This is a genomic window from Desulfotomaculum sp. OF05-3 (assembly GCF_003435535.1).
Classification (GTDB): Bacteria; Bacillota; Clostridia; order Lachnospirales; family Lachnospiraceae; genus Pilosibacter; species Pilosibacter fragilis.
In genome coordinates this window covers 1-21,756 of the sequence record NZ_QWGO01000042.1, presented here as the reverse complement: position 1 = coordinate 21,756, position 21,756 = coordinate 1, and the positions used below count along the sequence as shown (strand labels likewise).

18 protein-coding genes, 1 tRNA gene and 1 rRNA gene are annotated in these 21,756 nt (G+C 47.0%); 9 read left to right on the top strand and 11 right to left on the bottom strand.

What is annotated here, in order from left to right; genetic code table 11:
- The 10 genes from DXA87_RS15655 to dnaA all read right to left on the bottom strand — a co-directional run.
- A 16S ribosomal RNA gene (locus tag DXA87_RS15655) occupies positions 1-152 on the bottom strand; the annotation flags it as partial.
- A 280-nt stretch (positions 153-432) separates the two neighbouring features.
- Positions 433-520 (bottom strand) — tRNA-Ser (locus DXA87_RS15650).
- Positions 521-734: 214 nt separating this feature from the next.
- Complete coding sequence (locus DXA87_RS15645) at positions 735-1,283, bottom strand: Fe-S-containing hydro-lyase (RefSeq protein WP_015552748.1); 549 nt, start codon at positions 1,281-1,283, stop codon at positions 735-737.
- A gap of 21 nt (positions 1,284-1,304) precedes the next feature.
- The gene (locus DXA87_RS15640; RefSeq protein WP_117505290.1) at positions 1,305-2,147 is read right to left on the bottom strand and encodes a fumarate hydratase; all 843 of its coding nucleotides are present in this window, start codon (positions 2,145-2,147) and stop codon (positions 1,305-1,307) included.
- A 198-nt stretch (positions 2,148-2,345) separates the two neighbouring features.
- Positions 2,346-4,868: a DNA gyrase subunit A gene (gene gyrA / locus DXA87_RS15635; protein ID WP_117505288.1), complete on the bottom strand. Its 2,523-nt coding sequence runs from the start codon at positions 4,866-4,868 to the stop codon at positions 2,346-2,348.
- Positions 4,869-4,970: 102 nt separating this feature from the next.
- Entirely contained in the window at positions 4,971-6,881 is a 1,911-nt protein-coding gene (gene gyrB, locus DXA87_RS15630; protein WP_117505286.1) for a DNA topoisomerase (ATP-hydrolyzing) subunit B, read from the bottom strand.
- 12 nt (positions 6,882-6,893) lie between these two features.
- Positions 6,894-7,979 carry a DNA replication/repair protein RecF gene (gene recF / locus DXA87_RS15625; RefSeq protein ID WP_117505284.1) on the bottom strand — a complete coding sequence of 362 codons (1,086 nt, stop codon included), beginning with the start codon at positions 7,977-7,979 and terminating at the stop codon, positions 6,894-6,896.
- 11 nt (positions 7,980-7,990) lie between these two features.
- A complete protein-coding gene (locus DXA87_RS15620; protein ID WP_015552753.1) occupies positions 7,991-8,200 on the bottom strand; it encodes an RNA-binding S4 domain-containing protein in 210 nt (69 codons plus the stop codon).
- A gap of 86 nt (positions 8,201-8,286) precedes the next feature.
- On the bottom strand, positions 8,287-9,405 hold the full coding sequence (dnaN, locus tag DXA87_RS15615) for a DNA polymerase III subunit beta (RefSeq protein ID WP_117471077.1): 1,119 nt from the start codon (positions 9,403-9,405) through the stop codon (positions 8,287-8,289).
- Between the two features lie 270 nt (positions 9,406-9,675).
- Positions 9,676-11,040 (bottom strand): chromosomal replication initiator protein DnaA, encoded by a 1,365-nt coding sequence (gene dnaA, locus DXA87_RS15610; RefSeq protein ID WP_015552755.1) that lies wholly within the window; start codon positions 11,038-11,040, stop codon positions 9,676-9,678.
- A 589-nt stretch (positions 11,041-11,629) separates the two neighbouring features.
- Between dnaA and DXA87_RS15600 the strand changes: the two genes are divergently transcribed.
- The 9 genes from DXA87_RS15600 (at position 11,630) to rsmG (ending at position 20,153) form a co-directional block, all read left to right on the top strand.
- Positions 11,630-12,268, top strand: coding sequence for an ECF transporter S component (locus tag DXA87_RS15600; protein WP_015552757.1), 639 nt, complete (start codon positions 11,630-11,632; stop codon positions 12,266-12,268).
- A gap of 642 nt (positions 12,269-12,910) precedes the next feature.
- Complete coding sequence (gene rpmH, locus DXA87_RS15595) at positions 12,911-13,045, top strand: 50S ribosomal protein L34 (protein WP_015552758.1); 135 nt, start codon at positions 12,911-12,913, stop codon at positions 13,043-13,045.
- A gap of 103 nt (positions 13,046-13,148) precedes the next feature.
- Positions 13,149-13,493 (top strand): ribonuclease P protein component, encoded by a 345-nt coding sequence (rnpA, locus tag DXA87_RS15590; RefSeq protein ID WP_021904730.1) that lies wholly within the window; start codon positions 13,149-13,151, stop codon positions 13,491-13,493.
- Between the two features lie 7 nt (positions 13,494-13,500).
- Positions 13,501-13,710: a membrane protein insertion efficiency factor YidD gene (gene yidD, locus DXA87_RS15585; RefSeq protein WP_021904729.1), complete on the top strand. Its 210-nt coding sequence runs from the start codon at positions 13,501-13,503 to the stop codon at positions 13,708-13,710.
- A gap of 19 nt (positions 13,711-13,729) precedes the next feature.
- Positions 13,730-14,980, top strand: coding sequence for a YidC/Oxa1 family membrane protein insertase (locus DXA87_RS15580; protein ID WP_117471081.1), 1,251 nt, complete (start codon positions 13,730-13,732; stop codon positions 14,978-14,980).
- Between the two features lie 15 nt (positions 14,981-14,995).
- Positions 14,996-15,712 carry an RNA-binding cell elongation regulator Jag/EloR gene (jag, locus tag DXA87_RS15575; RefSeq protein ID WP_117471082.1) on the top strand — a complete coding sequence of 239 codons (717 nt, stop codon included), beginning with the start codon at positions 14,996-14,998 and terminating at the stop codon, positions 15,710-15,712.
- Positions 15,713-15,971: 259 nt separating this feature from the next.
- The gene (gene mnmE, locus DXA87_RS15570) at positions 15,972-17,348 is read left to right on the top strand and encodes a tRNA uridine-5-carboxymethylaminomethyl(34) synthesis GTPase MnmE (RefSeq protein WP_117505292.1); all 1,377 of its coding nucleotides are present in this window, start codon (positions 15,972-15,974) and stop codon (positions 17,346-17,348) included.
- Positions 17,349-17,452: 104 nt separating this feature from the next.
- Entirely contained in the window at positions 17,453-19,402 is a 1,950-nt protein-coding gene (mnmG, locus tag DXA87_RS15565) for a tRNA uridine-5-carboxymethylaminomethyl(34) synthesis enzyme MnmG (protein ID WP_117505280.1), read from the top strand.
- A gap of 4 nt (positions 19,403-19,406) precedes the next feature.
- The gene (gene rsmG, locus DXA87_RS15560; protein WP_117505278.1) at positions 19,407-20,153 is read left to right on the top strand and encodes a 16S rRNA (guanine(527)-N(7))-methyltransferase RsmG; all 747 of its coding nucleotides are present in this window, start codon (positions 19,407-19,409) and stop codon (positions 20,151-20,153) included.
- A 278-nt stretch (positions 20,154-20,431) separates the two neighbouring features.
- On the opposite strand, the gene DXA87_RS15555 is transcribed toward rsmG, so the two are convergent.
- A complete protein-coding gene (locus DXA87_RS15555; protein WP_117505276.1) occupies positions 20,432-21,382 on the bottom strand; it encodes an alpha/beta fold hydrolase in 951 nt (316 codons plus the stop codon).
- Positions 21,383-21,756 lie beyond the last annotated feature (374 nt).

Here is a 21,756-nt window from a genome sequence, read left to right as displayed (position 1 = left end):
TATGAGGCAGGTTACCCACGCGTTACTCACCCGTCCGCCACTCGGTAAATAAGAATCCATCCGAAAACTTCATCTTATTTACCTCGTTCGACTTGCATGTGTTAGGCACGCCGCCAGCGTTCATCCTGAGCCAGGATCAAACTCTCATGTTAAAGTGTTTGTATCCGAGTTCAAAATTTAGCTTGGCTAATTTTTAAACCGTTCTACTGTTTTGTTAGGTTTTGTTCTGAATGTTCTCATTCATGGTCTAAACCAAAAGACCATTTTATAAGAATTTTCAGGGTTTTACATACTGTTCAGTTTTCAAGGAACTTTGTTTTGTTGTTGCTGTATCTCAGCGGCAACTCTGATATCTTATCACAGTGTTTGCTGTTTGTCAACAACTTTTTCATCTTTTTTTCAAAACTTTTTGAAGTTTTTTAATCAGATGAGCGGAGAAAGAGGGATTTGAACCCTCGCGCCGGTTTCCCGACCTACACCCTTAGCAGGGGCGCCTCTTCGGCCTCTTGAGTATTTCTCCTTATTACCGTAGCTAATTATCATTTATTAAGTTTGTCGGGCGAACTCGCCAGACGCAGGATTAATTATACAAGCTATAGTTCTTTTTGTCAACAACTTTTTTCATCTTTTTTTACCATCTTTTTACAGTATGATTTTTCTCTATACTTTTATACCAGAAAAGCGGGGAATCAACTCCTTTTCCGGCTGTCGGTTCTCCGCTTTCTCATCTGATATTATTTCTGATATTCCTTGATTGCCGTCTCATACAGGTTATTTCCCTGGGAATCGATCACGACGACCACCGGAAAATCTTCTACTTCCAGTTTCCGGATTGCCTCAGTTCCAAGATCATCGTAGGCAACGACCTCCGACTTTTTGATGCGCTGGGACAATAGTGCCCCCGCACCGCCGATTGCAGCGAAGTAGACGGAACCATTTCTCACAATAGCATCGATCACCGCCTGACTTCTCTTCCCTTTTCCGATCATGGCACCCAGGCCAAGGTCTAAAAGCTTCGGCGCGTACTTATCCATACGGCTCGCCGTTGTTGGTCCCGCAGACCCGATAGGACGTCCCTCTCTTGCCGGGGACGGTCCCATATAGTAGATGACGTTTCCCTGCATCTCGATGGGCAGAGCTTCCCCCGCGTCCAGCGTTTCCTGCATTCTCTTATGCGCTGCGTCTCTCGCTGTATAGATGGTTCCCGTAAGAGTCACGTAGTCCCCGGCCCGGAGAGACACTGCATCTTCTTTCTTAATTGGTACACTGATCTGTCTGTCCATGGTTTCCTCCTGTTTCTCTTATTAAATAACGCGATGCGCATGACGGTTTACATGACAGCAGATATTCACTGCCATCGGAAGTCCCGCGATATGCGTCGGATATGTCTCGATATTGACGGCCATGGCAGTCACACGACCGCCGAGTCCCCCCGGTCCGATTCCGAGACCGTTGATCTTTTCAAGCATCTCTTTCTCCAGGTCTCTGACATATGGAACCGGAGATTCCTCGTCCAGATTTCTCGTCAGGGCATGCTTTGCCATCAGGGCGCACTTTTCAAAGGTTCCGCCGATACCGACGCCGACCACCATAGGAGGACAGGCATTCGGACCAGCGTCACGGACAGCCTCTAATATCTTCTCTTTCACACCCTCAATGCCATCAGCCGGCTTCAACATGAACACGCGGCTCATGTTCTCGCTTCCGAATCCCTTCGGCGCAACAGTGATGTCCACCTGGTCCCCGTCTACGATCTCGTAATGGATGATCGCCGGGGTGTTGTCTTTTGTATTCACGCGGTCGATAGGATCACGGACAACAGACTTTCTTAAGTATCCGTCCACGTATCCCTGTCGGACGCCTTCATTGATGGCATCCGTCAGATTACCTCCCTCGATATGTACTTCCTGCCCGACTTTAATGAAAACGACGGCCATGCCCGTATCCTGGCAGATCGGGATCATATCTCTTCCGGCGATCTCAAGATTCTCCTGAAGCTGATTTAAGATCTGTTTTCCAAGAGGAGATTCTTCCTTCTCCACGCTCTCATTAAATACTTTTTTCATGTCATCCGAAAGGAAATGGTTTGCCTCGATGCACATTTCCCGGATGTTTTTTGTGATCTCACTCGCCTGAACGGTTCTCATAGACGATTTTCCTCCCGATTACTTTTTTGGATTGATTGCCATCGGACGGATTTCTTCCGGACATTCATGATGGCCTATTATTATGAAAAATACAGGAATCCGGCATTCCCGGATTCCTGTATCCAATCACTCCAGAGTCAGAAATCCTGTTTTATGGACGAATGGCGGTCTCATAACCGCTCTTCATATTCATGAACATTACTCCTCCGTGGTCTCCCCGTCCTCATTCTCCATGGATTCTGGATCTGCCACGTTTTCGTCCTCCTCGTCCTGGCGGCTGCTTTCCCGGACTTTCGCGATGGAAGCAACGCGGACATCAGAATCAGCTTCAATGCTCATCAGTTTTACGCCGGATGTATTTCTGCCGATGACAGAGATATCGTCAACCCCCATGCGGATCAGAATTCCCTCATTGGTGATCAGCATGATATCTCTTCCGTCGTCAAGCAGCTTCATTCCGATAAGATTTCCTGTCTTTTCTGTCACATTATAGCAGAGAAGTCCCTTGCCGCCGCGAAGCTGCAGCTTGAATTCAGAGATTCTCGTTCTCTTTCCGTATCCCTTTTCGGATGCCACGAGCATGTACTCGCCCTGGCTTGCCATCTGCATGCCGATGACCTCGTCACCCTCGTCGAGCTTCATGCCGATAACACCATAGGAAACACGGCCGGTAATTCTCGCATCCGTCTCCTTGAAGCGGATGGACATACCGAATTTCGTCGCGAGGAAGATATCCTCGGTATTGTCTGTCACCTTTACCTCGATCAGCTCATCTCCCTCGCGGAGCAGGATTGCCTGAAGACCTGTCTTTCTCATGTTGCTGTACTCGCACATTCTGGTCTTCTTCACCATTCCGCCCTTTGTGGCCATAAAGAGGTACTTGTCATCATCGATCTCACGCATCGGGATCGCCGCTGTGACCTTTTCACCAGACTGAAGCTGTAAAAGGTTCACGATAGCCGTTCCGCGGGCTGTTCTTCCTGCCTCCGGGATCTCGTAGGCCTTGATCCGGTAGCATCGTCCTGTGTTCGTGAAGAACATGATATAGTGGTGGTTCGTTGTCATGAGAAGATCCTCGATGAAGTCCTCATCGATGGTCTGCATTCCCTTGATTCCCTTTCCGCCGCGGTTCTGGCTCTTGAAATTGTCCACGGACATTCTCTTGATGTATCCAAGATTGGTCATGGCAATTACAGTGTCATCGTCGGAGATCAGGTCTTCCACGGACATATCATCTTCAAAGCCTATCTTTGTCCGTCTGTCGTCACCGTATTTCTCGGAGATCACAAGGATCTCTTTCTTGATCACACTTAATAATTTATTTTCATCTGCAAGGATTGCACGCAATTCCGCGATTTTTGCCTCCAGTTCTTTATACTCGTTCTCGAGCTTCTCACGTTCCAGACCTGTGAGCGCACGCAGACGCATGTCCACGATTGCCTGTGCCTGCGGGTCTGTGAGTTCAAAGCGCTCCATGAGGACGCGTTTCGCCTCCGCGACATTTGCGGAGCCGCGGATGATCCTTATCACCTCATCGATATGATCTAAGGCCTTTAATAAGCCCTCTAAGATGTGAGCGCGTTCCTCAGCCTTATTTAAGTCGTACTTCGTTCTTCTCGTCACAACGTCCTTCTGGTGATCCAGATAGTACTCAAGCATCTGAAGGATGTTGAGGATCTTCGGCTCGTTGTTTACCAGGGCAAGCATGATTACTCCGAAGGAATCCTGCAGCTGTGTATGTTTTAAGAGCTGGTTTAAGAGGACATTCGCGTTCACATCTCTTCTGAGTTCGATGTTGATGCGGATTCCCTCACGGTTGGATTCATCGGTGATTCCGGTGATTCCGTCAATTTTTTTCGTTTTTACGAGCTCCGCGATCTTCTCGATGAGTCTCGCCTTGTTGACAAGGTACGGAAGCTCTGTGACGATGATATGGCTCTTTCCGTTCGGAGCCGTCTCAATGTTTGTCACCGCGCGGACTCTGATTTTTCCGCGACCTGTTCGGTACGCCTCCTCGATTCCTCTTGTTCCAAGGATCTCAGCTCCAGTCGGGAAATCCGGTCCTTTGATGATCTGTAAGATCTCCTCCATGGAGGTCTGTCTTCCTTCTTCCACCTGGTTGTCGATGATCTTTACGACAGCCGCGATGACCTCACGGAGGTTGTGGGGCGGGATATTTGTGGCCATTCCGACCGCAATACCGGTCCCGCCATTTACGAGAAGGTTCGGGAATCTGGCCGGAAGTACCGTCGGTTCCTTTTCCGTCTCATCGAAGTTCGGTATAAAATTAACGGTATCTTTATAGATGTCCGCTAACATCTCCACAGAGATCTTGCTGAGTCTCGCCTCGGTGTATCGCATGGCAGCGGCACCGTCGCCGTCGATGGATCCAAAGTTTCCGTGGCCGTCTACGAGCATATAACGCATGGACCATCTCTGGGCCATATTTACCAAAGCACCATAGATGGAGCTGTCGCCGTGCGGATGGTATTTACCCATGGTATCACCGACGATACGGGCACTTTTTCTGTGGGGCTTATCCGGACCGTTGTTCAGTTCCGCCATGGAGTAGAGGACACGTCTCTGTACCGGCTTTAAGCCGTCACGGACATCCGGGAGCGCTCGCGACGCGATAACGCTCATGGCGTAGTCGATGTACGACTTCTCCATGGTCTTTTTTAAGTCTATCTCATGAATTTTGTCAAAAATATTCGGTTCCATTCTTTCCTCCAATGCAGCCTGCGCTGCGCCTTAAACCTGCGTAAACTGCGCCGCATGACCATCCGGCGGGTTTACCGCCTTCCAGACAGCCCTGCTGCCGCATTAAATGTCAAGAGTTCCGTATTTCGCGTTCTGTTCGATGAATTCACGGCGCGGCTCCACCTGATCTCCCATGAGTGTTGTAAAGGTGAGGTCGATCTCCGACGTCATCTCCTCGTTCATGGTCACACGTAAAAGGATTCTGTGCTCCGGATCCATTGTAGTCTCCCAGAGCTGTTCCGCATCCATCTCACCAAGACCTTTGTAACGCTGGATCTTGTTGTTCTGGTCACGTCCGATCTCTTTTAAGATATTGTTTAACTCCTCATCACTGTACGCGTACCATACCCGCTTGTTTTTCTCGATCTTATAGAGCGGCGGCTGAGCCAGGTAAACATAGCCCTGTTTGATAAGCTCCGGCATAAACCGGTAGATGAATGTCAGAAGCAGTGTACTGATATGGGCACCGTCCACATCGGCATCGGTCATAATGATGATCTTGTGGTAGCGGAGCTTCGAGATATCGAAATCCTCGTGGATTCCCGTTCCGAAGGCCGTGATCATGGATTTGATCTCCGCGTTTCCGTAAATACGGTCGAGTCTCGCCTTCTCCACGTTTAAGATCTTTCCTCGAAGCGGCAGGATCGCCTGGGTGCTCTTATTTCTCGCGTCCTTCGCGGAACCGCCAGCGGAATCTCCCTCTACGATGTAGATCTCGCATTCCTCCGGGTGCTTGCTGGAGCAGTCCGCAAGCTTTCCAGGTAAGGATAAGCCATCAAGGACCGTCTTTCTTCTTGTTAAGTCTCTTGCCTTTCTCGCAGCAGCGCGGGCACGCTGGGCAAGAACGGATTTCTCGATGATCGTCTTTGCTACGGACGGATTCTGCTCGAGGAAATAGGTGAGCTGCTCAGATACCACGCTGTCAACAGCACCTCTCGCCTCGCTGTTTCCGAGCTTCTGCTTTGTCTGACCCTCAAACTGTGGCTCCTCGATCTTGACGCTGATGATAGCAGTCAGTCCCTCACGGATGTCTTCACCGGTGAGGGCCGGCTCGCTGTCCTTAAGGAGCTTGTTCTTTCTTCCGTAGTCATTGAACGTCTTTGTTAAGGCGTTTCTAAAACCAGTCAGGTGGGTTCCGCCTTCCGGTGTGTTGATGTTGTTTACAAAGCTGTAAATATTTTCGGTGTAGGAATCGTTGTGCTGCATGGCAACCTCCACCAGCACGTTGTCCTTCTTGCCCTCGCAGTAGATCACATTGTCGTAAAGCGGCACGTTACTGCGGTTTAAGTAGGTGACAAACTCCTTGATACCGCCTTCATAGTGGAAGACTTTTTCCTTCTTGTCCTCGCGGTCATCTCTGAGAATGATCTTTAAATTCTTTGTAAGGAACGCCGTCTCGCGGAGACGAATCTTTAAGGTATCATAGTCATAGACGGTCTCCTCAAAGATGGTCTTGTCCGGAAGGAACGTTACTTTTGTACCATGTTTATCTGACGGGCAGTCACCCACGATCTTTAACGGGTACATGGTCTTTCCGCGCTCATAGCGCTGCTTGTAGACCTTTCCTCCGTGGTAGACTTCGACCTCCAGCCACTCGGATAAGGCGTTTACAACAGACGCACCTACGCCGTGCAGGCCGCCGGATACCTTGTATCCCCCACCGCCGAACTTACCGCCGGCATGAAGGATCGTAAAGACGACTTCGACCGCAGGAAGTCCCGCTTTTTTCTGGATATCGACCGGAATTCCCCGTCCGTCATCGACAACGGTGATGGAATTGTCGGAATTGATCTGTACATCGATGGTATCGCAGTATCCTGCAAGAGCCTCGTCCACCGCATTGTCTACGATCTCATATACCAGATGGTGAAGTCCCCTCGAAGACGTACTTCCAATGTACATTCCCGGTCTTTTTCTTACAGCCTCAAGTCCCTCCAGAATCTGGATTTGATCTGCATTATATTCTGCGCTCATGAAGTTCCTCCTTTAGTCTTCGCTCTCTACCGTTCCTTCAACAATCTTAAAAATCTTGTCCATCCGGAATTTGCTGTTTACAAACTCATCCAGTCCCGTACATGTGATCAAGGTCTGAATGTGGGTAATTTCTGAAAGTAAATGTTCCTGTCTCTTGCTGTCAAGTTCAGAAAGGACGTCATCCAGAAGAAGCACCGGATAATCCTTTACGATCTTTTTCACCAGCTCGATCTCCGCAAGTTTTAAAGAAAGAGCTGCCGTTCTCTGCTGTCCCTGGGACCCGAACCGCCTGATATCCGTTCCATTTACGATGAAGTTCAGGTCATCGCGGTGGGGACCGGTCAGGGTCTGCCTCTGCCTGATCTCCTGAAACTGGTTCTTCGCAAGCTGCTCCCTGAAATTTTCCGGCGACACATTCGGCTCGTAGGCGATAGAGAGTGTTTCCTTTCCGCCCGAGAGCCCCGCGTGGATCTCCGCAATCAGGGGGTTCAGCTCTTTTATAAACTCAGAACGCATAATTATAAGTTCTGTGCCGTACTTTAAGAGCTGCTCATTCCACATGGGGAGTGTCTCTTTTAAGGACGTGTTGTAGTCTATGTCCTTTAATAGTTTGTTTCGTTGTATAACCGTTTTGTTATACTGTGCCAGATTGTAGACATACAGCCTGTTTAGCTGGCAGAGTTCCAGGTCGACGAAACGTCTCCGCTCGGCGGGTCCGTTCTTGATAATGTTCAGATCTTCCGGTGAAAAGAAGATCACATTGACGATTCCGAAAAGTTCACTGGCTTTTTTGATCGGAACTCCGTTCACCGCGACCCCTTTTGCCTTATTTTTCTTCAGATGCATATCGATCCGGTAGGGAATTCCATCCCGCCGGACCATCATTTTGATGTGGGATTCGTCCGCGCCGAACCGGATCATTTCTTTATCTTTGCTGCCCCGATGCGATTTTGTTGTGCTGCACACATAGACTGCCTCCAGAATATTTGTCTTTCCCTGGGCATTATCTCCATAAAGAACGTTCGTCCCTTTATGAAAATCAATATGTAAATGACTGTAATTTCTGTAATCTGACAGCTCGATGGATTCTATAAACATGAAAAAATCCTTTAATTTTCTACCTTAAATGTCTTTCCGTCATAGGAAACCGTGTCTCCCGGGTAAAGTTTTTTGCCTCGCTGGGTCTCAACTTCCCCATTTACTTTTACAAGCCCGTCCTGAATTACAAACTTTGCGTCCACTCCGGAGCCGACCAGACCTGCAAGTTTCAATGCCTGTCCAAGCTTGATAAACTCATCTTTTAAGTGAATACTTTCCATTTTTCTCCTTTTTTATTCCAGATATATGAAAAAATCGACCCGAAACCCCGGATTTTACCGGAACTTCGGGGAAATTTCATCTGATTTTAAATCGCAGCGGCGTTAAAGTTTACCGGCAGGATCAGATAAATGTAGCTCTCATCCTCATCTTTGATGAAACACGGAGATTTCGCATTCATCATATAGAGGGTAACTTCCTCATCATCAATGATCCGCAGCGCATCACTTAAGAATTTCGGGTTGAATCCGATCATCAGATCCTGTCCTGTTTTATGGATCAGGATCTCCGCGTTCATGGTACCGAAGCTGGAATTTAATTTCAGGCTCATTTTTGAGTCTTCAATGTTCAGAATGATCGGTTTTTTGTCATTTTCGCGGATTAAAATGATAGCTCTCTCGATGCTGTCCAGGAAATCTTTCTTATTCAGAGACACTTTTGTGGCGTAATCGCTGGAAAGCATCTGGTCTACTTTGAAATATTCGCCCTCGATCAGGCGGGAAACTACGATCGTATCATCAAATTCGAAGAGAATATGGTTCGCTCCGAAGAAGATCTGGACCTCTTTTTCGTTGTCACCGGTGAGAATTTTACTGATTTCGTTCAGAGTTTTTCCCGGAACGATGACTTTTGTGCTTTCATATTCATCTTTTAATACAATTTTACGAATTGCCATACGATGTCCGTCGAGAGAAACGACTCGGAGTGTATCACCGTTTACCTCAAAAAGTTCGCCTGTCATCATCTTGTTGCTGTCGTTGACAGAGATGGAGAAGATCGTCTGGCGGATCACCTCTTTTAAGGAAAACTGGGAGAGTGTGATGTTTTTATTTCTCTCAATATACGGAAGATAGGAGAATTCCTCTCCATCTTTGCCCTGAATTTTGAATACAGAGTTCTCACAGGTGATCACAGTATTGAATTTTTCATCAGATTCGATGGTTACAAGGGAATCTGAATCGGATAATTTTCTTGCGATTTCAGAAAAAAGCTTTGCATCCAGTGCAATTTTACCTTTTTCAAGGATATCACCTTCAACTTTTGTCTCAATGCCGAGCTCCATATCGTTGGCAGTCAGCTTGATCTCATCAGTAGAAGCGTCGATCAGAATGCACTCTAAAATAGGCATCGTTGTTTTTGATGGAACTGCCTTGAGAACAATATTGATACCGTTTAAGAGAGCGGTTTTCTGGAATGTCAGTTTCATAGTTGTTGATAACTTCCTTTCTTAAGAAACGTTCACAAATAAAGAAATATATAAAAGATATTAGTCTTAACAGTAGTAGGGAGTGTGAATTTGTTTATAAGGGGGAAAACCCTAATGAAACCCTGAAAAAACCTCTGTGAAAACCATTGTGGGTAACTCTGCAAATCCAAAAGGACAACCCGGGAGTTTTCCACAGGCAAAAATCGGGAAAAATCATCCTCATTTTATCCACAAATTTTCAACGGGATTTCCACGAAAAAATCCACAAGCTTACTGTGGGTTGATTTTTTTCTTTAAAATATCGATCGTGTTCTTTAAATTCTCGTCGGTCTTTAATTCGCTGGCAATCTTTTTTGTTCCGTGAATGATCGTTGTATGATCGCGGCCGCCGAGAGCTTTTCCGATGTTCTGGAGAGACTCGCTCGTCATATCGCCGCAGAGATACATGACGATCTGGCGCGGGAATACGAGTTCTTTACTTCGTTTCTGGCCGATGAGATCAAGGGGTGTGATGCCGAAATGCTCAGAAACTACATTAATAATAAGCTGCGGAGTCACTTCGCGGGCAGCGTTCGGGGAGATCAGATCTTTTAATGCTTCCTCTGCAAGTTCAAGATTGATTTCCTTATTATTTAATTTGCTGGAAGCAACGATTTTTGTGAGGGCGCCTTCCAGTTCACGGATGTTGGATTTTACATTGGTAGCGATATATTTGATGATCTCGTTATCGATGTTGTATCCTTCAAGTTCTTCCTTTTTCCGGAGAATCGCCATCCGGGTTTCATAATCCGGCGGCTGGATATCTACGGTGAGTCCCCATTCGAAACGGGAACGGAGACGGTCTTCCAGAGTTTCAATTTCTCTTGGAGGACGGTCGGAGGAAATAATGATCTGCTTTTTTGCCTCGTAGAGGGCATTGAATGTATGGAAAAATTCCTCCTGGGTACTTTCTTTTCCGATAATAAACTGGATATCGTCGATCAGAAGCACGTCATTGTTTCTGTATTTTTCACGGAATTCCGTGGTGGAAACGTTGTTTTTGTTTCGGATTGCGTCGATCAGTTCGTTTGTAAATTTCTCGGATGTCACGTACAGAATCTTTGCGCTCGGGTTATTTTTCAGGATGAAGTGGGCGACGGAATGCATTAAGTGCGTCTTTCCGAGTCCCACGCCTCCATAAATAAATAACGGATTATAAATTTCGCCCGGGGATTCCGCAACTGCAAGGGATGCGGCATGGGCAAGGTTGTTGTTTTTTCCGACGACAAAGGTATCGAAGGTATAACGCGGATTTAAGTTCGCGTTTTGGAGAGCAAGCTGACTGACCGTATTGTTGGTTACATTGATCAGACGGTTCTCTTTTTCCGGTTCCTTCACGTCAGATTTTAACTTGAAATCGAGTTCGCACTGAAATCCTGTAATTTCTTCGATCGTAATTTTCAACAGGAATTCATATTTCTTTTTCACATAGCTGATAAACGCGGAATCAGGCACCAGGATCGTGAGGATATCTTTATCCACAGAATCCGGGATCAGCGGCAACAGCCATGTGCGGTAGGACACCTCTGAAATATCGTGTTCTTCCTTTATATTTAAGAGGATCTCGTCCCATTTCTCTTTGATTTCTTCCAGCATATTCATACTCCTAAACATGTGTATAACGATGTGCATAGTTGTGGAAAAGGCGGAAACCTGTCCACAAAAGCATATAAACCCACTCTGAATTTATTCTAGCGTAAAACGGAATAATTTTCAATGTCAAATGTGAAAATCCACAACTTTTCCAGTGACTTATCCACAACTTATCCACGATTTGGGGATAAGTTGATAATTATGAGTGGAAAACATGTGAATAGCCACATAACAAGATGTGCGCCAGGAGCGGACAGAAAAAATACAATAAATTGTGTCCGCGGGAGAAAGACACCGAAATCAGAAGGGAAAGAAAGAACGATTTTAGAGGACTGGACGTTGGAGAGGGCGTATATGAGGGAAAAATGAAAAATCGAAAAAAATTAAGGCAGCAGGGGAGAAAAAAGGGTGAGATCGGGAGAAAGAAGGCGGCAACAGGAATTATATTGTAGGAAGTAAAATTGAAAAGTAAAAATAAATGGAAAATTTTAGAGAAAGAATTTGACGGCATCACGCTGACACGCTATAATGCAAGACGTGACTATATTGCATTGTATCTCGCAAGAGAGCAGTAGCAGGAGGAAAAAGAAAAATGAAAATTGAAAAGAAAGTTCTGGACATGTCCCTCGCCGGGATTTTCACCGCGATCATCATCGCCATGTCGGTCGTACCGTTTCTCGGTTACATTCCGTTAGGCTTTATGAACGCAACGATCATCCACGTCCCGGTCATCATCGGAGCGATCATCCTTGGACCGAAGTACGGCGCTTACTTAGGACTGGTATTTGGTGTGACCAGCCTTGTAAAAGCGACCATTGCCCCGGGAGTGACCTCCTTCGTATTCAGCCCGTTCGTTACGATCGGCGGATACAGCGGAAACATGTGGAGCGCCGTGATCGCCATCGTGCCGCGTGTATGCATCGGCATCGTTGCTTATTTTGTTTATAAGCTGATCATGAAAGCAGCTCACGGAATCAAAGGCAGCCAGACCGTTGCCCTCTGGGTGGCTGGTATCGCAGGAGCTATGACAAACACACTGCTTGTCATGAACGGAATTTATATCTTCTTCGGACAGAGCTACGCGGCTGCGTCCAACAAGGCAGTGGAGCACATCTACGATGTGATCCTGGGAATCATCCTGGGATTTGGTATCCCGGAGGCGATCGTCGCAGGTATCCTTACGACGGCCATCACGAAGGTTCTGTTTAAAATCATGAAAGATAACGGCTGATCGGAAAGAGCCGGTTATATAGGAATACCTTTCAGAAGCGTGGTGTGGCAGCTTCCGGAAGAAGATCAGGTATAAAAAATGAGAGCAGCGGAAAATAATAACGCTGCAGCTTCTATAATATGATACCAGGGTCAAAAGGTCAGAAGTTCGACGCAAGCTTGCTTGCAGGAGAATTTTTGACCTTGGGACCCGCCAAAAACATGAGTAAGTAGCCATTTTTCATAGAAAAATGAGCGAATTACGAATGTTTTTGAGAATTGCGGGAGCACGCAGTGCAGAGCAATTCGGTATCAGAGGGGTCAAAAGCTTTTGACCCCAACATCATAATATAATGAAGAGATACTAAATATAGTGACATAAAATCAATACATACATTTTATGGGGGATAGCGAAACGCTGTTCCCCTTTTTTAGTACTGAAAGACCGAAAAGTAACGTTCCATGCAAAAAGCAGAATGTGGATATACAGCGAAAAAAAGGAAAAATCATATGGGAGAAATCCCCATGTTTTAAGGATTTTTTGAAATTTAGTCTTGACGAAGGGCGGCAATTTTTATATAATCGATACGATGCTTCAATATGTCTTAGTTTATATGTACATGAGAAGGTACTTGAATTTAGAGTAAGAGGAGGTGCCGGGTTTATGAAGATGACATTTCAGCCGAAGAACACTCAGAGAAAAAGAGTTCATGGTTTCAGAGCGAGAATGGCAACAGCAGGCGGTAGAAAAGTTTTAGCTGCCAGAAGAGCAAAAGGTAGAGCTAGATTATCTGCTTAATGAACCAAGAGAGTATCCGGAAGTTTAGGAAAACTTTTGGATGCTCTTTTTTGTTATGCGGGATTTTTACGGCTTTATCGACTTAGTTTTGCAGAGGTATTGAATGAAAAGGTTCAATTCGTTAAAGAAAAATCAGGATTTCCAGACGGTTTACCGGGGAGGGAAGTCCTACGCAAACAAATATCTGGTCATGTACGTGATGGATTCGGGACGGGAGGACACGAGAATCGGAATTTCCGCCAGCAAAAAGGTCGGAAACAGCGTTGTAAGGCATCGGTTCGCGAGACTTGTCCGCGAAAGCTTCCGGTTAAATAAGGACATATTAGAAGAAGGAAAAGACATCATTGTTGTCGCACGTGCTGCGGCAAAAGACAAAAATTTCGACAAGATTGAGAGTGCTTTTCTGCACTTATGCGGGCTTCATAACATTTTAAAAGAATCGAAGTGAGTGGTTTATGAAATGGGTTCTGATTGGTCTGATTAAGATTTACAGGAAGTTTATCTCTCCCTGTATCGGCCCTCACTGTATTTATACGCCTACCTGCTCCCAGTACGCCATGGAAGCAATCAGAAAATACGGCGCTATAAAAGGTACTTATCTTGCGTGCAGGCGGATTTTGAGATGTCACCCGTTTGCAAAAGGCGGTTATGATCCAGTCCCGTAAAAAACCCAGGAGGTAAGATATGGTTTTGACGAAGGCTGGTTCCATTCTGGGACCGATCGCGACTGTCCTTGGCTATGTCATGGACATCCTCTTCAGATTTACGAGCAGCTTCGGCGTGTTCAACGTAGGTCTGTGCATCATTCTGTTTACGATCGTAATGAAAACACTGATGATACCGCTGACGATCAAACAGCAGAAAACCACAAAACTCATGTCTGTCATGAATCCGGAGATCCAGGCAATCCAGAAGAAGTATAAAGGAAAGTCGGATCAGGAGTCCATGCAGCGTCAGAATGTGGAGATCCAGGCTGTTTACGAGAAGTACGGCACAAGCATGACGGGCGGATGCCTTCCGCTGCTGATCCAGATGCCGATCCTTCTTGCACTGTACCGTGTCATCTACAATATCCCGGCATACGTTCCGTCTGTACGCGTTTATTTCGACAACGTTGTAACCCCGTTAATGGGACAGGCTGACTATGCTCAGAAGTTACAGGAAATCACAAATATCGCAACCGCCTGCGGCGGAAAATTAGACAAGTTTGATTTCACAAATGCAAACCGTCTTGTAGACATGCTCTATAAATTCTCCACATCCCAGTGGGGAGAGCTTCAGGCACTGTTCCCGGCAATCTCTGATGTGATCGGCCAGAATGCTGCTGTTGTCGAGAGAATGAACACGTTCCTCGGTTTAAATATGGCAGAGGCGCCGGGCTGGGTACCGTCCTTCGCATGGATCATCCCGGTTCTTGCGGCAGTGTCCCAGTGGTTCAGCACAAAGCTCATGAGCGGAAATCAGCCGTCCACATCTGCAGATGCAGAGAATCCGATGGCCCAGTCCATGAAGACTATGACAACGACAATGCCGTTATTCTCCGCGTTCATCTGTATCACGATGCCGGCAGGTCTTGGTATCTACTGGATCGCGACCAGCGTTGTTACAATTATCCAGCAGCTCATCGTTAACGCGTACATGGATAAGGTAAACATCGACGATATGATCGCAAAGAACCTGGAAAAGGTAAATAAGAAACGTGCAAAACAGGGACTTCCGCCGGCTAAGGTAACTCAGAACGCTACCGCATCCTTAAAGGCGATCAAGGCTGAGGAGGAGAAGGAAAAAGCTGCTGAGGAAGTTAAGAAGGAAAAGATCGCGAAACAGATCGAGGAGTCCAGCAAGTACTACAACACCAACGCGAAACCGGGAAGTCTCGCTTCCAAGGCAGCGATGGTCCAGAAGTACAATGAGGCACATGACAAGCGAAAATAATAAGGGGGTTCTGTTATGGAAATGATTACAGTGACTGCGAAAACTGTGGAAGATGCAATCACACAGGCATCCCTGCAGCTCGGTGTGAGCAGTGATCGGATTCAGTATGAGGTCGTTGAAAAGGGAAGTGCCGGAGTTCTCGGCGGACTTTTTGGTTCCAAGCCGGCAGTGATACGCGCGAAGAAGATCGAGACCGTTGACGATAAGGCCGTAGATTTCCTGAATTCCGTTTTCGATGCAATGGGCCTTGCTGTTGACGTGGAAGTGAAAATGAATGAAGAGGAAAAGGAGATGGATGTCAACCTGACCGGCGAGGAGATGGGACTTCTCATCGGCAAGAGAGGACAGACACTCGATTCCCTTCAGTATCTTGTAAGCCTTGTTGTAAATAAGGAATCTGAGGACTACTTAAGAGTCAAGCTGGATACCGAAAATTACAGAGAGAGAAGAAAAGAAACACTGGAGACTCTCGCAAAGAATATCGCTTACAAGGTAAAGCGGACAAGACGTCCGGTTTCCTTAGAGCCGATGAATCCGTATGAGAGACGGATCATCCACTCCGCACTCCAGAACGATAAATACGTATTCACAAAGAGCGAAGGTGAGGAGCCGTTCCGCCATGTTGTGATCGCGTTAAAGAAGGAAGAGCGCAGAGAGAGAAGACCGAGATACGAGAGACGCGAAAGAACCGCTGGTTCTGAGAATAGCTATCGCAGCAGCAGTCAGGAATAATAATTCACAGATCAGCCATGCGCCGCACTGTGCGGGAACGCATGGCTGATTTTGTCTGGAAACAAAGGTAACCAGGAAGGTGCTGAATAGTTGCAGATATCGTGATAGAGGGGGTTGCCTATGGCAGCCCCTTTGTGCTATGATAGGGTGACTAATTGTGTGAATTTCCGTGAGTTTACAGGACTTGCGGAGCCAGAAAATAGAAGATCATTCAGCTTGATGTTTTAAGGCAGCAGGCATGAGTGACAGGATGGAGATTATGGAATATACAGATACGATTGCAGCGATCGCCACGGCGATGGGAAATTCAGGAATCGGAATCGTGAGGATCAGCGGTGAGAACGCGGTTGAAGTCGCGGAAAAGGTCTTTCGGGAACCTGGAAAGAAAAAGCTTTCTGAGGCGGAGAGCCATACGATCCATTACGGATACGTTTATGACGGGGATGAGGCTGTGGATGAGGTCCTTTTGATGCTTATGCGAGGACCACGGAGCTACACAGCGGAAGATACCGTGGAGATCGATTGTCACGGCGGAATGCTGGTCACGAGACGGATCCTGGAGACAGTCTTAAAGGCCGGGGCGAGACTGGCAGAGCCGGGTGAATTTACGAAACGGGCGTTCTTAAACGGCAGGATCGACCTCTCCCAGGCGGAGGCGGTCATCGACGTGATCAACGCGAAAAATGAATATGCGCTGCAGTCCTCTGTGAGCCAGCTTCGGGGAAGTGTATCGAAGGAGATCCATGAGATCCGGGAACAGATTATCTATGAGATTGCCTTTATCGAGTCGGCGCTTGACGATCCGGAACATATTTCCCTTGACGGATACGGGGAAAAATTGCTTAAAGTTGTTCTTTCTGTGAAGAAGAAGCTTGAGAAGCTGATCTGTTCTTCCTCCAATGGACGGGTGGTTTCTGAGGGCGTAAAGACTGTTATTTTAGGAAAGCCGAATGCCGGAAAATCGTCCCTGATGAATGTTTTAGTTGGCGAGGATCGCGCCATTGTTACGGATGTGGCGGGAACGACGAGAGATATCCTTGAGGAACATATCTATCTTCAGGGAATCAGCCTGAATGTTGTGGACACTGCGGGAATCCGGGATACAGAGGACGTGGTGGAGAAGATCGGCGTTTCCCGGGCCATGGAAGAGGCGAAGAAGGCGGATCTCATCATCTACGTTGTAGATGGATCGAGGAAGCTGGATGAGAACGACTATCAGATCATGGACTTTATTAAGGAACGGAAGTCAGTGGTACTCTTAAATAAGAGCGACCTGGAGCCGGTAGTATCCGCGGATGAGGTGGAGAAGCGGTCCGGGCATAAGGTGATCGGAATCTCCGCGAAGGAGGAGACGGGAATCGACCTCCTGGAAGAGGAGATAAAGTCCTTATTCTATGAAGGTGAGATCGACTTCAACGACCAGGTTATGATCACGAATGTGCGCCATGTGAAGGCTTTAAAGGACGCTTTCGAGAGCATGTCCATGGTGGAGAACAGTATAGAGAACGGCATGCCGGAGGATTTTTATTCGATCGATCTGATGGATGCCTATGAGAAGTTAGGTCTTATTGTCGGGGAGTCTGTGGAGGATGACCTGGTGAATGAGATCTTCAGCAAGTTCTGTATGGGTAAGTAAGATTATGGTGGAAAGAAATTGGCGGATCGGAACGTTTTTTATGGGAGATTCCGCTGGGAGTATAGAAGAGACAGTAGGGAATTGACAAGAAAAGAGGAAATAAAATGCCGGTAGTAGAGGAGACATATGATATTGTAGTTGTCGGCGCGGGCCATGCGGGATGCGAGGCGGCGCTTGCGGCAGCGAGACTTGGGTTTGAGACGATCATGTTTACGGTCAGCGTGGACAGCATTGCCCTGATGCCATGCAACCCGAACGTCGGAGGAAGTTCCAAGGGACATCTTGTCCGTGAGCTGGATGCCCTCGGCGGTGAGATGGGCAAAAATATTGATAAAACGTTTATCCAGTCGAAGATGTTGAATGAATCCAAGGGACCGGCGGTCCACTCCCTGCGTGCTCAGGCGGACAAGCAGGAGTACACGAGATCCATGCGCCGCGTCCTGGAGAACACGGATCATCTGACGATCCGACAGGCGGAGGTTGCTGAGATCCTCACGGAGGAAATCCCGGGCGAGTGCGGAACCTTTAAGAAGGAGCATGAGGGGCAGCAGGAGAGCAGTTATCCGGTGAAAAAGCGGATCGTGGGTGTAAAAACCTACTCCGGCGCGGTCTATAGGTGCCGTGCGGTGGTTCTTGCTACAGGTGTTTATCTCCGTGCAAGATGTATTTACGGCGATGTGAGCAACCCGACGGGACCGAATGGTCTGCAGGCGGCGAACCATCTGACAGATTCCTTAAAGGCGAACGGAATCGAAATGTACCGTTTTAAGACGGGAACACCGGCGAGAGCGGATAAGAGAAGTATCGATTTCTCCAAAATGGAAGAGCAGTTTGGAGATAAGCGGGTTGTTCCGTTCTCATTTTCTACGGATCCGAAGTCAATACAGAAGGAACAGATCTCCTGCTGGCTGACGTATACGAATGAGAAGACCCATGAGATCATCCGGAACAACCTGGAACGTTCCCCATTATTCTCCGGTGCCATCGAGGGAACCGGTCCGAGATACTGCCCGTCCATAGAGGATAAGGTCGTAAAATTCCCGGATAAGGAGCGTCATCAGGTATTTGTGGAGCCGGAGGGACTCTACACGAATGAGATGTACCTCGGTGGTATGTCCAGTTCCCTGCCAGAGGATGTTCAGTATGCAATGTATCGGACAGTTCCGGGACTGGAAAATGTCAAAATTGTTCGAAATGCATATGCAATTGAGTATGATTGCATCAATCCGAGACAGTTAAAGGCGTCCCTGGAGTTTAAAAATATTGACGGACTGTTCTCCGGCGGCCAGTTTAACGGAAGCTCCGGATATGAGGAGGCAGCCGTTCAGGGCTTTATGGCCGGTGTGAACGCGGCGAGAAAGCTGCAGGAGAAGAGCGCGGTGGTTCTTGATCGTTCCCAGGCGTATATCGGGGTCCTTATCGATGATCTTGTGACAAAGGAAAATCATGAGCCGTACCGCATGATGACATCGAGAGCGGAGTACCGTCTGCTCCTGCGTCAGGACAATGCGGATCTCAGACTTCGCGGGATCGGACATGAGATCGGTCTTGTATCCGATGAACAGTACGAGTATGTACTTTGGAAAGAAAAGGCCATTGAGGCGGAGATCGCACGTCTCGAGAAGACGAATATCGGTGCGAACGAGAAGGTTCAGACGTTCCTGGAGGCTCATGGAAGTACGGCGTTAAAGTCCGGAAGTACACTGGCGGAGCTCATTAAGAGACCAGAATTAAATTATGGGATGCTGGCGGAGTTAGATGAAAAGAGGCCGGAGCTTCCGGCGGATGTGCGGGAACAGGTTGACATAAATCTGAAATATGACGGATATATCCGCAGACAGAAGCAGCAGGTGGCACAGTTTAAGAAGCTTGAGGGAAGAAAAATCCCGGCGGATCTCGACTATACAACGGTAAACAGTTTAAGAAGAGAGGCTGTCCAGAAGCTGAATCTCTATAAGCCGGAGAATATCGGACAGGCATCGAGAATTTCCGGCGTTTCACCGGCAGATATCTCTGTCCTGATGGTGCATTTAGAGCAGATGGGAAGGAAATAATTTGATGACAGATGAATTTGTAAAATTATTGGATCAGGGCTGCGCGGATCTTGGAATCGAGCTTTCGGATCAGCAGAAAGAGCAGTTTTTTAAATATTATGAGATGCTGATCGAGAAGAATAAGGTGATGAACCTCACGGCGATCACAGAGCTTTCCGATGTGATCACGAAGCATTTTGTGGACAGCCTTCTGCTTGTTCTGGCTGCGCCGGAGCTTGGGTTAAAGCTTGACGGATCCGCAGAATACAGCTGTATCGATGTGGGTACGGGTGCAGGATTTCCGGGAATTCCGTTAAAGATTGCGTTTCCGGGACTGAAGGTCACACTGCTTGATTCTTTAAATAAGAGAGTGGGATTCTTAAATGAGGTGATAGAGGCACTGGGACTTACGGATATTACGGCTGTCCATGGACGTGCCGAGGACTACGGACGCGATGCGAAATACCGGGAACAGTACGACATCTGCGTATCCCGGGCGGTGGCAAATATGTCCACCCTTTCCGAGTACTGTATCCCGTTTGTGAAAAAGGGCGGATATTTTATCCCGTATAAATCCGGAAAAGCTGACGAGGAGATTGCCCAGGCGAGATCTGCTGTGAAGAAGCTTGGCGGAGAGATGAAGGATATTATCGTAAAGATTCTTCCGGAGACGGACGTGGAACGCACCTTTGTTCCGGTAAAGAAGATGGCAATCACAGCGAAGAAATATCCGAGAAAAGCGGGACTTCCGGGGAAGGAACCGTTAAAGTAAAAAAAGTAAAATTTAAAGAAAAATTGAGAACTTCATTATCTTTATAAATTAGGATAATGTAGTTCTTTTTTTGCCATGAAGGAGATAAAAATGTCACGATGTTTCACGTGAAACATTTGCGATGGAACATCGGTAGATTGATAACAGAGCAGAAATAGATAAGCTGTTGGAAAGCAATTGAAATAAATCAGGCGTCGCTGCCAGAAGAGAAGCAACGGCGCCTTTTTGTAGTTAATAGGAATGTTTCACGTGAAACATTGAAATATGGTTGTGTGAAACTAATTGAAGAACATCTGCACGGTTGCGCTGACTTCCTCTGGGTTTTCGAGCTGAGGTAGATGCCGGGTGTTGACAATGGTGCTGGACTCGATTGCCGGGTTGCATTTAGTGTATTCTTTGATCGTCAGGTCGATGTCCGGTTCGGCTTCACCGCCGAGAATGTAGATGCTGTTGTCAATCTTTTCCAGAGTCTTTGTAATATTACATTTTGTGTAGTTACACTGGACGCTGGCGTAGACAGATTTCGGGGAGTCGCCAAGGTGGGCAGACTCGTGGTATTTGTCGATGTTATGCGGATTCACATCGTACGGGTTATAGAAGTAACTCTCAGAGAAGGTCTTGGAGATTATACTTCTCGCGGATGCAAAATTGTAGAGAAGTGTTCCGATGATCGGGAGATCAAGGATAAACTTATAACATTTTGCGGATTTTCCAGGAATATGACTGCAGGAGAGGAGAGAATCCGGGTTGATGAACATCATCTGCTCAAAGAGATCCGGATTGTATCCACAGGCCATTGTCACGATCGGAGCGGACGCACCGGTGGCGACAATATTTGTGCGGCGGCCGATCTCGGATTTTACGAAATCATTTAACAGCTGCACATAGAGAAAATTCGTGTAAGTAAGGTTTGGCTTTTCAGAACGGCCACAGCCTAAAAGGTCGATGGTGTAAACCGTGTAGTATTCTTTTAAAAGCGGAATCAGGGAATCCCACTCGCAGCTGCTGGACGCATGTGTCAGGTCGTGAACGAGAAGAAGCGGCTTTCCGGTTCCTGTTTTTGTATAGTAGATATTGCCGAGTCTCCAACGATAGCAACGTGGTTCCGGCTGGGTGAGAAGATTTCTTGCAACGGCAGACATTTTGATGTATTTATTGATCAGCGCAGTTCCGACAGCCGCGCCGGCAGACAGGAGAACGGCAGTGATGATTTTGTTTTTTGCTTTCATAAATTCACCTCGAAATTAGATGATAGGGTATAGAAATATAGTGGGAATACTGTGAGAGAAGAGAAGTAGTTTTATCACTTTTCTCTAAGGTAAACCCTGATTATATTATAATATAATTGATAGAGAGATACAACAGGCGAAAGTGTGAAATGTTTCTGAAGAATATGCGTTACCGTTTGCGAAAGGCGAATAGCGATAAATATGAATGTTTCACGTGAAACATTTGCGGGGAGCAAAACAGAACACATAGAAAGGAAAAAGAAAGGCCAGAAGAAAGACCAAAAGAAACGCTAAAGGAAGACCAAAAGAAGAACCAAAAGAAGGACCAAAAAGAAACGCTGTTAGAGTCCGATAGAAACAGCCATCCTAAGGCC